The sequence below is a fragment of the Desulfoluna sp. CYM3A genome, from assembly GCF_056829965.1.
In genome coordinates this window covers 727,179-740,701 of sequence record NZ_CP186556.1, presented here as the reverse complement: position 1 = coordinate 740,701, position 13,523 = coordinate 727,179, and the positions used below count along the sequence as shown (strand labels likewise).

Sequence of the window (13,523 nt, the reverse complement as noted above, 5' to 3'; positions counted from 1 at the left end):
TGAGGGCACGTTTTTTTTTTCCTTAAAAGAGAAAGAATATGGGATCATCATACACCTTTCAAAAAGCGTTCGACAGCTTCCAGACCGGCATGGGTGTCACCACCTTTTGCATACAGCGTTGCCGCAGAACAGAGGGAAATAAGCGGGTGCTGCCTCAAAGGTTGAAGCTTCTTCAATAAAACGACCTGCACGAGAAGAATGGTTTGACCAAAAATAGGCATTGATCCCCAGATAAAAGGGAATATACCAGTACCGCTCGCTTCTTGGAGACATGAACCCGTCCCATTTCAAGAATACGATTCGAATAGTCGACATCACCCGTCAGGCGCGGCACAAGGGCCCCTGTAAATTAGTATGCGCCGAATGCCGGTGACAAGCGTGTGATGCTATCAATATAGGTTTTAAGAAAATGCGCATCAGTACCGGTCTTTGATTCATCCCCGCCGGAAGACTAAATCCAACCACAAGCAGTCCGCCGCAAGGCTCTCATGGCCTAACGAGAGTATTGATAAATATGGAGGAGGAGGAATATCTATCAAGCGGTAGTTGTCATCGTGATCCGGACTATTGCCGTCATGCATCCAAAAAAAATCCAATGCAACAATCATGCTGAGGCACACAACGACCACCAGAAAAAATTTAGCGCGATTCATTGCAGTCTCTCAGTACTATTTTATCAATAAAACCCCAATTACACCAAAAGACAGGCTGAATTCAATCAGCCTGTTCTTTTGGTGTTCCACTATCATGCTGGTGGTTTCAAAGATATCCACCTACCTAAGACAGCCATGGCAGCAGCCTTTTCCTGGCAGGTGAACAGCCAAAACCAACAAAAAATGATTTACTGACTGCTTAAAACGTATCCTTTGCAGACGTTTTGGAGACACTGCTGGTGTTGGATACTGACCAAACATTATCTCCACTTCCGCTGCCGTCGTTGCCGTTGCTGTGGCTGTAAATGCAATTGCGGTAGCAGCAGTGGTTTGATAGGTAAAGTAGACGTTTGAATCTTTAGGCGCAAAGCCGATTGCAGCATATCCAGCTGCCGTGGGACTCCAGTTCGCTTGGCGCCACTCGCTGTACCTGCCGGATTTGCTGCCACCGTAACATACCCATCATACTCGGCAAAATAAGCTTCTTGAGCAACAGCAATGGCAGCCAGGTTCACCTTGGCCTCGGACTCCTTGGACTTGAGCTGGTAGTTGCGGAAATTGGGAATGGCCACCGCGGCCAGAATCCCGATGATTGCCACGACGATCATACAATTCGATGAGGGTAAAGCCTTTGTTGTTCTTCATCATGAGTCATTCCTCCTGGTTTTTTGGGTAAATTGCACCTAAGACAAGGCACGCTTCTCATTCGTTCAACATGAGGGGTTTGGATAAACCGCCATCGTCAACAGCCAATGCCACAGTTCATTCGGAGAACCCCGTGGCAGTGGTAGAAGATGACTGTGCACAATTCATTCCATACCACTACATATATTTTATAATAAACATATATTACACGGGATATCAGCAGAGATCTTACTTATTACGCCTCTCCTCGCTATCGCCACGACCCATATAGGGCACCAACCTGACAAAAAACGTCACATCACAAAATATTGAGCTTGTCGCACAAATTTTATTGAACGACCGAAACGACACCCCCAGCAGCTCTGCTGCCTTGCTTTTGTTCCCCTTGGTGTATTCCAGGGCTTTTTCCATGTAGGCTTTTTCGATGGATTCGAGAATCTCGAAGTGCAAGACCGGTTGCCACGTCGTCGAGGTCAAAGCGGCGCCTGGGGACGCCTTCAATCCAGCGTCTACGCTTGGAAGACATAGAGAGGCTCTCGGGGAGGATGATGTTGGTGGCCGAGAGGGCGACGCTTCGCTCGATGGATTCTTGTTTTCAAGTTCTCTTACGTTACCCGGAAAATCGTAATTTTTCAACAAATCAATGGCATAGGATGAAATCTTGGTAATATCTTTGCCGATTTCCCGTGCGTACTTTTCGAGAAAAAACTGCGCCAGGGGTTTGAGGTCGGCCTTGCGCTCGCGCAGTGACGGGACGCGGATTTCTATGACGTTGAGGCGGTAGAACAGGTCCTTGCGGAACCGCTGCTCCATCACCTCCTCTTCGAGGTTTTTGTTAGTGGCGCAGATGATGCGGGTATCCACACTTACCTCGCGGGTACCGCCCACGGGCTTGATCTTGCGCTCCTGAACCACACGGAGAAGCTTGACCTGAAGGGGCATGGAGAGCTCACCGATCTCATCCAGAAAGACCGTGCCGCCCTCGGCCTCTTCAAAGAGGCCTTTCTTGTCGTGGGTGGCACCGGTAAAGGAGCCCTTGAGATGACCGAAAAGCTCGCTTTCCATGAGGGTCTCAGGGATCCCGCCGCAGTTTACCGCCACAAAGGGATGTGCCGCACGGTCGCTCAGGGTGTGGATGGACCGGGCGATGAGCTCTTTTCCTGTGCCGCTTTCCCCCGTGATAAGAACATTGGTCCGTGTGCCGGCCACCTGCTCTACCAGGGTGTAGATGCGCCGCATGGGACCGCTGCTGCCGATCATGGTGCCGAAGTGGAGGACCTCCTGGGTCTCTTCGGATAGTTTTTCTTTTTCAGCGGCGATGCTCTGGAGTTCCAAGGCGCGCTTGAGGGTATCTTTCAGCTCCTCGTTATCGAAGGGCTTAGGAACATAGTCGTAGGCGCCCTCGTTCATGGCTTCCACCGCGGTCTCGGTGGTGGCAAATGCAGAGATCATGACCACGGCGGTTTCCTGCTTGACCTCCTTGGCGGCCCTCAGGACATCAAGGCCGGTCAGATCTCCTAAGCGGATATCCGTGAGCACCAGGTCAAAGGTTGTTTTCCTGATTCGTTTAACCGCGTCTTTACCGCAATCCGAAAGGGTCACCCCGTACCCTTCCCTGGTCAGCATCAGTTCGAGGAACTCACGCATTCCGAGGTCATCATCCACAACAAGAATTTGGGGTTTTTTAGACATGTATCGATTCCGTCACGTTTCAATCTGAGTCACCCGGCCTGGTCAGCTCGGGAACATTTCATTTTCAAGATCGGTCATGCTGTGTTGCAGCACGTGTGTCAAGGAAGGGCTATTGTGCGTGTGTACAGGCAGGATGGGTTGGCAGTGACATTTTTTGTCACCCCATGACATAATTCGGCAGGCTATTTGGGCACACGCACCTGAGGGGGCGGCTCGTCCCATGAGATGAAAGCCGCCCCGTTACCAGCCGGAGTGTATTTTTTATTTCGTTTGCTGTGAAGCACTTACCAGATCAGATTGCGTCCGCATCTTCCCATCCACAAGGGTCCGTACGGCCCGTCCCTTCATGGTCCACCCCTCAAAAGGCGTGTTTGCACTCTTGGTTTGCAATTGGGATGCCACAACGGTCCATTCGGTTTGATCATCGATGAGGGCAAGGTCGGCCGGGTGGCCCTCCACCAGAGAATTGTCAAGCCCCAGGATCTCTGCCGGGCGTTTGGACATGCGGATCACCATCTCCTCAAGGGTCAAGACGCCGTCCCTGACGAGCTGCAGACTCAAGGGCAAGGAGGTCTCCAGGCCGATGATGCCGTTCATGGCCCGGTTGAACTCCAGGTCCTTCTCCAGAATGGAATGGGGAGCGTGGTCTGTGGCAATGACATCCAGGGTGCCGTCGGCAAGGGCTTCGCGGACAGCCTGGCGATCCTCTTCCGTTCTCAAGGGGGGATTCATCTTGGCGTTGGTGTTGTACCCCTTCACCGCCTCGTCCGTCAGGGTGAAATAATGGGGAGCGGTTTCAGCCGTTACGGCCACCCCGCGTTTTTTGGCATCCCGGATGGCCTCAATGGACTCATGGGTGCTCACATGGGCCACGTGGAGCCGGGCACCGGTGAGTTCTGCCAGGCCGATGTCCCGGATGACCATCATGGACTCCGAGATATTGGGAATCCCGGCAAGGCCCATGCGGGTGGCGGTGAGCTCTTCGTTGATCCGGCCGCCCACCAGCAAGGGAGAGTTCTTCGCAGTGTGAGACCACCAGCATATCAAAACCCTTTGCATACTCCATGGCCCGGCGCATGATCTGGCCGTCCTCCACGGGACGACCGTCGTCGCTCACGGCAATGGCCCCGGCGTTTTTCAACTCGCCGAACTCACACAAAGAACCCCCTGAGAGCCCGGAGGTGATGGCCGCCACAGGATACACTTTGGCGTAACCGGCTTCCTTGGCCTGCTTCACGATAAAGGAGGTGATCTCCGGCGTGTCGTTCACCGGCTTGGTGTTGGGCATGGCACACACTGCGGTAAACCCACCGGCAGCAGCGGCCCTGGCACCGGTTTCAATGGTCTCTTTGTACTCTTCCCCGGGTTCCCTCAGGTGAACGTGCACGTCGATGAGTCCCGGCACCACCAGGAGCCCCTGGGCGTCGATCACCTCGGCGCCTTCGGGGATCTCTTTTTCACCCCGGGCAACCAGCGCTTCAATGCATCCGTCCTTGATCCAGACATCGTAATCACCCACCGCGTTGCCGGGATCCACCACCCTGCCGTTTTTAATCACTGTCTGCATCACGACCTCCTGCCAGAAGATAAAAAAGTGCCATACGCGCTGCCACACCGTTGGAGACCTGATCCAGGATCACGGACCACGGTCCGTCGGCGATTTCACTGGTAAGCTCCACCCCGCGGTTCATGGGTCCGGGATACCGTCCACGATAGCCCTTGGTTCGCCCGCATGAGCCGCTCTCGGGTCAGCCCGTAGTTTTTGGAGTACTCCCTCACCGATGAGAACAGAAAGTTTTCCTGTCGCTCTTTTTGGATCCGGAGCATCATCACCACATCGGCGCCTTCCACGGCTTCGTCCACGGATGTGGCCACCTCACAGCCTAGCTCTGCCACCCCGTAGGGAAGCATGGTAAACGGCCCTGCCACCACCACCGAGGCACCCATCTTGGTGAGCCCGTTGATGTTGGAGCGGGCCACCCGGCTGTGGGCGATGTCCCCGATAATGGCCACCCGTTTCCCGGCAATGGAGCCGAGCTTCTCACGGATGGTGAGCATGTCCAGAAGGGCCTGGGTGGGATGGGCGTGCATGCCGTCTCCCCCGTTGATCACCGACGCATTGACGCGCTGTGCCATCATGTGGGGGGCTCCGGCCGATGAGTGACGCATCACAATGATATCCGGATTCATCGCCTCAAGGGTGAGGGCCGTGTCAGCCAGGGTTTCCCCCTTGACAAGGCTGCTTGAACTGGCCGCCATGGAGATACTGTCGGCGCTCATGCGCTTGGCCGCGATGTCAAAGGAGGTCTTGGTGCGTGTGCTGGGCTCGTGGAAAAAAAGAATGATGGTCTTCCCGCGCAGGGTGGGGACCTTTTTCACAGGGCGCCGGGAAACCTCCCGCATCCTCTCCGCCGTATCAAGGATCAACCCGATCTCCTCGGCCGAAAGGGACTCAATATCCAGAATATCCTTGTTCTTTAGTTTCATGGCACCTCAGATCTGGAATTTTTTTATGTAGTGTGACCTTTAAAACAAGCCCCCGGCGGCCCTGCCGGGGGCCAAACTTTTGATCCGCCTTCGCCCAGGGGCTACGGCGCGACAAGAAAGTTGGATAAACAAATTTTTACAATGGATTCCGTTTCATCTCAATCAAAGGCGAATGTGCTTTTATGTAAACGCAGACGCCTTTATAACAGACAAGCCGGACAGAGATCGACAACCTCTCACCTAAATATCCTATAACCTATGCCCTATGACCAAACTTACCTGAGTATATCCCCCATCCGGCCCCATCGTACCGAATGATCCCGTCCGTTCCAGGAGAAGTAGATCATAAAGGCTTTGCCCTTGACGGCCTTTAAGGGAACAAATCCCCAGAACCGGCTGTCATGGCTGTTGTCCCGGTTGTCCCCCATGACAAACAGAGAATCCTTGGGAACCGTGATGGGCCCGAAGTTATCCCGCGTGGTGAGCTGGCCGGGAAGCACCCGGCGGTCGGTATGGATGGTATAGTCCCTCTCCACCCGCTTTCCGTTGACGTAGAGCTTCTTGGCCCGCATCTCCACCTCATCCCCTTCGACGCCCACAACCCGCTTGATAAAGTCCTTCTTAGGGTCTTCCGGATAGATAAACACCACGATGTCGTCGCGTTTCGGGTCCTTGACGGGGATAATGGTCTTCTGGATAAAGGGAAGCTTCACCCCGTAGATAAACTTGTTCACCAGAATATGGTCGCCTATCTGAAGAGTGTTGAGCATGGAGCCAGAGGGGATCTTGAACGCCTGGACCACGAAGGTTCGAATGAAAAGGGCCAGGATAAGGGCAATGACAATTGCCTCGATATTTTCGCGAAGGGGGCCTTTGGCCGGAGAGGAGTCAGCAGGGGGATTCTTTTTCGATGCCAATGTGGATTCGCCTTTTGATTTCAGCCCTGCAGAGCCTGGCTGCCCCTTGGGCGCACCTCAAACCCATGGAGTGAGCGCATGTCAGGGCAGCCGGAATGACCGGCACAGGCCGTTTCATCGTAAAATACAGTAAACGTCGGAATAGAGACTGATGACCACGAGTCGTGGTCCATGCGGATACATTGAAAGGCTCGTTGCCGGAACAGCCGTGGCTGAAAGGCACACCACGCCGCCAGCCGGACGCCTGTCGCGTTGACGGGCCATCCGTAACGATGCCGTCGCATTGCCCGTGATCATATACCGGTCCCCGGGCATCGGCAATATAAAAATAGGCTATGCCACCCGACGTGCAAAGGGCAACGAGCCTTCACAAAACGCCGGGCACAAACCATGTTCTTGAACGCCGGGAGCTCCCCGACAGGGTCGCCGGAGGCATTTTAAGCGGAGCAACGTTGCAAACGCCCTTATTCTACGGGCAGAAGCTCCTGGGGCACCCCAAGGAGAAACTCCCCGCGCTGGATCCACCCTTTCAGGGTCTCGGCCACGGCACGGGCCTTGACCATGCTGGAGAGGGGCACCGTGGAGATCGTCTCGCCATTGACGGTAATGCTGCCGCTCTTGAGTTCCTTGTAGCTCACCTGCCCCAGGCTGCGGGACACCCCGTTGGGATAATCATCGCTGTAATCCACCACCTGGGTAAAGATCTCTTCGTCCCGGACGGCGGTGTACCTTGCCATCTCCTCGTTGAGGATGGGAATGGGAATCCCCAGCCCCACGGACAGCGAACAGCCGTACCCCCTCATGCTCACCCCGCGAAGCCATTCCGGGGACATCTTCTTCAAATCCCCCATGGCCCAGATGGTCCCGGCGGGCGAAAGAGGCACATCGTTCTCGCCCCTGGGGTTCCCCGGCCTGTGTTGGGTCCCCGGACCGGCCACGTAGCCCTGGGCCCCGCCTAGAAAAATCCGGGTGCCGAAGCCGATGGTCTTGTACAGGGGATCGTTCAACAGGGGAGAAAGTTCACCGGCAGAACAATAGTTGGCGTTGCCCATCTTGGGCTTCAGGGTCCCCATGTAGGTGTAGATGGTCTTGTCCGAAGGGTTCACCGCGCAGTTGTAGTTCTGATAGGCGTTTCTCGGATTGCAGAGCACGGCGGACGGAAGCTCGTCAAGGGTCATCTCCTTTTCGACGTGGAGATTGGGGTAGCAGGCGGTGCCGTAGCTGTCGGCGCGGATGTAAACCGTTTTTCCGGCCACCAGGTCTTCGATGACATGGCCGCCGCCGTATCGGAACTCACCGGGGTAGACCTTGTTCAGGGGGTCATCGTCACACACAGCCGTGGCACCCAGGTAGCAGTCCACCGCCGCCACCCCGGAATAGGCCGGAACGTTGTTGAACCAGGTGGAGGTGGTGCGCACGGACGGCGTGGACTGGCCGATGTTCAGAAAGGCCCCGGACGAGCACATGGGGGCAAAGGTCCCGGTGGTGACCACATCCACCTGTCGGGCAGCCTCCTCAGGGCCTTTTTCGTCCACAATGCCGATCATCTCTTCAGCCGTGACAACCACAACGTCACCGCTCTTGATCCTGGCATTAATCTCTTCGTAAGTTTTTTCTACCTTGAATGTGTTGCCCACCTGATTTCAGCTCCAAAAATTGAATTGGTTGTGTGATCTGCAGAGGGGCACGCCCGGCGGCCCGAGCCACCGCACCCGCCCCACGGCTTTATCACCCGCTCACCCCGGCGCTTCCGAGCTCCCGCTTCACCCGGTCAAGCTTTGAGGTGATGTTGTTTTTGATCCAGTGGCCGTCCAGCCATTCGATGGGATTGACAAACACATGACCCACAATCATCCCGAAGTGGAGATGGTCGCCACCCACAAGACCCGTGACGCCCGTTCGCCCCACCACATCGCCTTTTTTCAGCACGTCGCCCTCTTTCACCCGCACCGAACTCATGTGGGAGTAGCTGGAGAGAAGACCGAAGCCGTGGTCGATGATAACGGTTCGCCCGTAAATCCCCACCTCCTGAACAAAAACCACCTTGCCCGCGTTGGCCGCAGGGATCTTGGCGTGCTTGATGGAGGCAAAATCCATCCCGAGGTGGTACTTCTGATCCACCCGCTGACCTTTGTAATAGTAGCTTCGATGATCGGCAAAGGTGGCCGGGGTGGCGGAACCCGGCAGCTGCTTGAAGGTGCCCTTCCACCGCATCTTGGCCTCGGTCTTGGTTCCGTTGGACAAGATCGTGCGGTTGTTGTCCGCCCGCATCTTGCTGTTGATCACCAGATACTTTTCGAGGTTGTTGGACGGCTTTGCCCCAAATTGCTCCACGCTCATGGCTGGAATCTTGGCGTTGAGGAACCCGTCGCCGATATTGATGCGGTCGCTTTTGAACTGCTTGCCGATGATGTAGTGGTAAAAGCCTGCCTTGGTGCGGTTCCCGGCCTCATCCTCGGCCTCCACCAGAATTTCGGTCCCCTTCTTCTGGAGGTGGGTCAGGGCAAAAAACGCCACATAGACGTTGTCATGGCCTTCAAAATAACCGGCATACCCGGGGAAAAAGTTGTCGCCGACCCTTACCCCGCTTTCAGCAACTTTCTCAGAAACCCGATAGGCCACCACCCCGGTGCCGCCCTGGGCTACGTTATGGCTTCGCGTCAGGATATCCACCACCGGGGGCTGGGTATCGATGGTGATCTCTTTTTCAATGTAGGTCGTGTTCCCTTTGAGCAGGTTGCGAAGGGAGTGGTCGGTGGCACGGATGCGCAACAGCGCCTTGCCGTCGGTGAGCCCAAGTTTACCGGGGTCTGCGTCCACGTCGATGGTATCGGAAAAGGTGCTCCCTTTTCCGGGAAACCCATCGCTCGACCAGGTCTTGCTGTAAATCACCTTATCCACGCCGCCGCGGGACAGGGCGACCCACACCTCCCGCAGGCCGCTTGTTTCATCGTTCACGGTTCCGGTCAACCGAGCCTGGCTCCCCAAGGTCTCAAAGGAGAGATCCAGCCCCACCTCAGGGGGGGTTCCTTCCAGTCGACTGAACCCGAACCAACCGGCCACAATAAGCATTACCAGAAAAAGCAGGACCACCAGCCGCCCTTTTTTGCTTTCTTTTTTTTGTCTCAAACTACATCTCCAGACACCCGCACCAAAAATAGAAATTGAGGGGCAATGATAGAAAACCTGAACTGAAAAACCGCCCAGGATGCGTTCACACAAGGCCACGGCACCTGCACCGGGCCCCATGGAAAAGCGCCCAATTGCCGAACTTTGGCAATCATAGGCACTTTGGCATATCAACACTATCAGATACCAGCAAAGCCCATGGTTATCAAGGGCTCTTTTGGCGGCTTGACTTTTGATGGGTTTCCGGGATACATCCCTTAGATCGTTCGGGTGCAGCAAATTCCGTACCTAAACAAAAAATTCATTTAAGAAACGTCACACCCGAAGCGTCTCGCAAATTCGGGTGTTATCTGGTACAGGTAATCGGCAACATCTTGACATGCGATCAGGCGCCTTGCGACGTATTCGAGGCGGCCACACCCCAACCCCGAGACTTTTTTAAGGAGTTTTGTATGCCAGACCCCATCCGTTCGTTACGCACCGGACCCGATGCTCCCCCTTTCCTGATTGCCGGCCCCTGCGTCATCGAAAACCGGGACATCTGCATGCGCATCGCCGACTTCCTCAGGCGACTGACCGTTAAAGAAGGGGTCCCCTTCATTTTTAAAGCGTCCTACGACAAAGCCAACCGCACCAGCATTGATTCGTTCCGAGGCCCCGGCCCCCAGGAAGGGCTGCGCATTCTGGAAGAGATAAAGCGCGAATTCGACATCCCCGTCATTTCGGACATCCACGCACCGATGCAGGCGGCCGAAGCTGCCGAGGTCCTGGACATCATCCAGATCCCGGCCCTGCTCTGCAGGCAAACCGATCTCATCGTGGCGGCCGCGGAGACTGGCAAGCCGGTCAACATCAAAAAAGGCCAGTTCCTCGCCCCCTGGGACATGGGCAACATCGTCGACAAAGCCCGCTCTGCCGGCAACGACCGCATCTTTCTCACCGAGCGGGGCACCGCCTTTGGTTACAACAACCTTGTGGTGGACATGCGAAGCCTGGGAATCATGAAAGAGACCGGATGCCCCGTCATCTTCGACGCCACCCACTCGGTGCAGCTCCCAGGAGGCCAGGGCAGCAAGTCCGGCGGTGACCGCAGACAAGCCCCGCCCCTTGCCCAGGCAGCCATTGCAGCAGGGGCCGACGGCCTCTTCATGGAGACCCACTTCGATCCGGACAACGCCCTGTGCGACGGCCCCAACTCCGTCAACTTCGAGATGATGGAGACCCTGCTCCCCCGCATCGTGGCCATCAAGTCCATTATAAATGGCGGAGGCAAGGCATGACCCCCATAGAGAAACTCGCTTCCGTCGACCTGCTCATCATGGACGTGGACGGGGTCCTCACCCAGGGCGAAGTCACCTACTGCGACGACGGCAGCCAGATCAAACACTTCAACGTCAAAGACGGTCTTGGCCTGAGGCTCCTCATGGACGCAGGCATCCAAACCGCCATTGTTACCGGCCGATCCGCAGGGGCCCTCCAGGCCCGCGTGGACAACCTGGGCATTCCCCTTCTCTTTGACGGGGTCTCAGACAAGGCAAAAGCCCTTGATGAGGTGGTGGCACGCTCGGGGGTTCCTGCCGAAAGCATGGCCTTCATCGGCGATGATCTCCCGGACCTGCCCATCATGAAACGGGTCGGGGCTTCCATTGCCGTGGCCGATGCCGCAGCCGAAGTCAGAGAGCGCGCCCACCTGACCACCACCCATGCCGGGGGCAGAGGTGCGGTCCGGGAAACCTGCGAAGCGATCCTCAAGGCCAAAGGGCTTTGGGATAAAGCCATCGAAAGATTCCTTGCATGAAGGGCAAAAGCGCCATATCCACCCGAAAGGTGGTCCGAAGGGTGCTCATCGCCATCATGGCCGCCACCGCCCTGTCCACCGGGGTCATTCTGGCCACCCACAGGGGCAGCCAGACGCCTGCCACAGAGCCCCGGGAGGAGAGCAATGCGACCCTCACCCTGGACAAGATGCGCCACACCTCGTCCCGCCAGGGCGTGGATGAATGGAGCGTCGAGGCGGAAACGGTCAACCTGTACAACACGGAAAACCGCGCTGTGTTCCTGATGCTCACCGCCCGGTACTTTGAAAAAACCGGGGCGGTCACCACCCTGACCGCCGACAAGGGAGTCCTTGACACCCAGACACGAAATATGGAGGTGTCCGGCAATGTGGTGGTCAAACGGAGAGGAATCACCATCACCAGTGACGCCCTCACCTACACCAAGGAGTCCCAGGTCATCATCTCCACAACCCCGGTGGTCATCACCGACGACATCTCCCGGCTCACCGGAGATGCCATGTTCCTCGACCTTGCCGGGGGACGGATGACCCTGGACGGAAACGTCAACGGCACGCTCCGAGAAGCAAGCAAAGGAAAATACGATGAAACACGTCCCCAGTAAATATCTCTGGTGCCTCCTCCTGGCCCTTGTGCTGCTGCCTGTGGCCGGGGTTGCCCAGGAAGGCGAAGTCGGCATCAGCGCCGACCACCTCACCTCGGACAGCCAGGGCCGCTACGCCCTTTTCTCCGGCAACGTTCGCATCACCCGGGACGGCGCCGTACTCAAGGCCGACTCGGTCCAGCTTCACTACGAAGACGGCAAACAAAAGGGAGACACCACCAAGGGACTCTCCCTCATCGAGGCTGAGGGCAACGTCACCATGGATTTTGAAGAGAAACACGCCACCGCCGACAAAGCCATGTACGACCTGCGCAAGGAGGAGGTGACCCTCACCGGAGGCCCGCCCCGTGTGGTAAGCGGCAAAAGCACACTGACTGGCAAAACCATTGTCATCAACCGCCTTACAGGCGCCATCAAGGTGGACAGCGGAAACAGCACCCGGGTAAAGGTCCGGCTCGTGCCCGGGGAAAAGGGGTTCTCCTTTACCCCGGACAAAAAGGACAAATAGAGCCTCAAGCCTTGGGAATAGCTGCTTCCGGTAACCTCTGACAACATGCCAAGTGCTTTTTCAAAGCCCCTGTGGTATGGTAAGGGACGTCCCGGACAAGTTGAACCGGCTACCGGTATAAGGGCCGCCCTTGAGATCGGCGACAGATGCATTATATTTTTAAGGTACGGGCCCGGTAAGTGAAGACGCATTACGAAGAGGGAAGATCGGGATTTTATGACTGAGCTTGTGATGAACAGCCTGATAAAAACGTACGGAGGGAGAGCCGTTGTGGACGGTGTCTCCATCCGCGTGGAGAGCAACCACGTCACCGGCCTCCTCGGCCCCAACGGCGCAGGGAAAACCACCACGTTTTACATGGCTGCAGGTATTGTACGTCCCGACTCAGGCTCCGTCTTCATCGACAGCCAGGAGATCACCAACTACCCGGTGTACAAGCGGGCCAGGTGCGGGATCGGCTACCTCCCTCAGGAATCGTCCATCTTCAAGTCCCTGTCGGTCAGGGACAACGTCATGGCGATCCTGGAGCTTCTGGGCATCTCCAAACAGGAACAGGAAGAGCGCCTGGAGACCCTCCTGGGGGAACTGCGCATCAGTCACCTTGCCGACCGCAAAGCAGCCGTCCTCTCCGGTGGAGAGCGCAGGCGCCTTGAAATCACCCGGGTCCTGGCCATCAAACCGGACTTTATCCTTCTGGATGAGCCCTTTGCAGGGGTCGACCCCATTGCGGTCATCGACATCCAGAACATCATCGCCATGCTCAAGGAGCGCGGCATCGGGATCCTGATCTCCGACCACAACGTCCGGGAGACTTTGGGAGTCTGCGATAACGCCTACATCATGAGCGTCGGCAAGGTCATCGAATCCGGCTCCCCCGAGGAGATTGCATCAAGCGATATCGCCCGCCGTATTTATCTGGGCGAAGGCTTTACCCTATAGAAAACCGCAGGCCCTCAGACCGTTCAAGGGCCCGCGTTCCCAATTTCGATGGATCGAACCGTCCCGACAGACGGCTTCAGTCGGCGTATCAATGGCGATGCGACCGGCAACCCAAACTTGTGTGAACCGTAATGGAAACCGTGAAGTTGTAGT

15 protein-coding genes are annotated in these 13,523 nt (G+C 56.4%); 5 read left to right on the top strand and 10 right to left on the bottom strand.

Annotated elements, in window-relative coordinates:
- Positions 1-47 precede the first annotated feature (47 nt).
- From ACOYW1_RS03975 to ACOYW1_RS03930, 10 genes are all read right to left on the bottom strand, one after another.
- Entirely contained in the window at positions 48-221 is a 174-nt protein-coding gene (locus ACOYW1_RS03975) for a hypothetical protein (RefSeq protein ID WP_482421742.1), read from the bottom strand.
- A 692-nt stretch (positions 222-913) separates the two neighbouring features.
- Positions 914-1,261, bottom strand: coding sequence for a type IV pilin protein (locus tag ACOYW1_RS03970; RefSeq protein WP_482421741.1), 348 nt, complete (start codon positions 1,259-1,261; stop codon positions 914-916).
- Between the two features lie 265 nt (positions 1,262-1,526).
- Positions 1,527-2,990 carry a sigma-54-dependent transcriptional regulator gene (locus tag ACOYW1_RS03965; RefSeq protein ID WP_482421740.1) on the bottom strand — a complete coding sequence of 488 codons (1,464 nt, stop codon included), beginning with the start codon at positions 2,988-2,990 and terminating at the stop codon, positions 1,527-1,529.
- A 261-nt stretch (positions 2,991-3,251) separates the two neighbouring features.
- Positions 3,252-3,914 (bottom strand): dihydroorotase, encoded by a 663-nt coding sequence (locus tag ACOYW1_RS03960; RefSeq protein ID WP_482423652.1) that lies wholly within the window; start codon positions 3,912-3,914, stop codon positions 3,252-3,254.
- A complete protein-coding gene (locus ACOYW1_RS03955; protein ID WP_482421739.1) occupies positions 3,841-4,557 on the bottom strand; it encodes an amidohydrolase family protein in 717 nt (238 codons plus the stop codon). Before ACOYW1_RS03955 ends, ACOYW1_RS03960 begins: the two co-directional genes overlap by 74 nt.
- Positions 4,541-4,681 (bottom strand): hypothetical protein, encoded by a 141-nt coding sequence (locus ACOYW1_RS03950; RefSeq protein WP_482421738.1) that lies wholly within the window; start codon positions 4,679-4,681, stop codon positions 4,541-4,543. Before ACOYW1_RS03950 ends, ACOYW1_RS03955 begins: the two co-directional genes overlap by 17 nt.
- Positions 4,653-5,477, bottom strand: a complete 825-nt coding sequence (locus tag ACOYW1_RS03945; protein WP_482421737.1) for an aspartate carbamoyltransferase catalytic subunit — start codon at positions 5,475-5,477, stop codon at positions 4,653-4,655. The genes ACOYW1_RS03950 and ACOYW1_RS03945 overlap by 29 nt, the downstream gene beginning before the upstream one ends.
- A 275-nt stretch (positions 5,478-5,752) precedes the next feature.
- Positions 5,753-6,394, bottom strand: coding sequence for a signal peptidase I (gene lepB / locus ACOYW1_RS03940; protein WP_482421736.1), 642 nt, complete (start codon positions 6,392-6,394; stop codon positions 5,753-5,755).
- Between the two features lie 464 nt (positions 6,395-6,858).
- A complete protein-coding gene (locus ACOYW1_RS03935; RefSeq protein WP_482415271.1) occupies positions 6,859-8,031 on the bottom strand; it encodes a homocysteine biosynthesis protein in 1,173 nt (390 codons plus the stop codon).
- Positions 8,032-8,122: 91 nt separating this feature from the next.
- Positions 8,123-9,523 (bottom strand): M23 family metallopeptidase, encoded by a 1,401-nt coding sequence (locus ACOYW1_RS03930; RefSeq protein WP_482421735.1) that lies wholly within the window; start codon positions 9,521-9,523, stop codon positions 8,123-8,125.
- A 452-nt stretch (positions 9,524-9,975) separates the two neighbouring features.
- Here ACOYW1_RS03930 and kdsA point away from each other — a divergent pair, with 452 nt between their 5' ends.
- From kdsA to lptB, 5 genes are all read left to right on the top strand, one after another.
- Complete coding sequence (gene kdsA / locus ACOYW1_RS03925; RefSeq protein ID WP_482421734.1) at positions 9,976-10,803, top strand: 3-deoxy-8-phosphooctulonate synthase; 828 nt, start codon at positions 9,976-9,978, stop codon at positions 10,801-10,803.
- Positions 10,800-11,321, top strand: coding sequence for a KdsC family phosphatase (locus tag ACOYW1_RS03920; RefSeq protein ID WP_482421733.1), 522 nt, complete (start codon positions 10,800-10,802; stop codon positions 11,319-11,321). The genes kdsA and ACOYW1_RS03920 overlap by 4 nt, the downstream gene beginning before the upstream one ends.
- Positions 11,318-11,923: an LPS export ABC transporter periplasmic protein LptC gene (gene lptC / locus ACOYW1_RS03915; protein WP_482421732.1), complete on the top strand. Its 606-nt coding sequence runs from the start codon at positions 11,318-11,320 to the stop codon at positions 11,921-11,923. Before ACOYW1_RS03920 ends, lptC begins: the two co-directional genes overlap by 4 nt.
- On the top strand, positions 11,904-12,431 hold the full coding sequence (locus ACOYW1_RS03910; protein WP_482421731.1) for an LptA/OstA family protein: 528 nt from the start codon (positions 11,904-11,906) through the stop codon (positions 12,429-12,431). Before lptC ends, ACOYW1_RS03910 begins: the two co-directional genes overlap by 20 nt.
- Before the next feature lie 216 nt (positions 12,432-12,647).
- On the top strand, positions 12,648-13,370 hold the full coding sequence (lptB, locus tag ACOYW1_RS03905; protein ID WP_482415265.1) for an LPS export ABC transporter ATP-binding protein: 723 nt from the start codon (positions 12,648-12,650) through the stop codon (positions 13,368-13,370).
- The last annotated feature ends 153 nt before the right edge of the window (positions 13,371-13,523 follow it).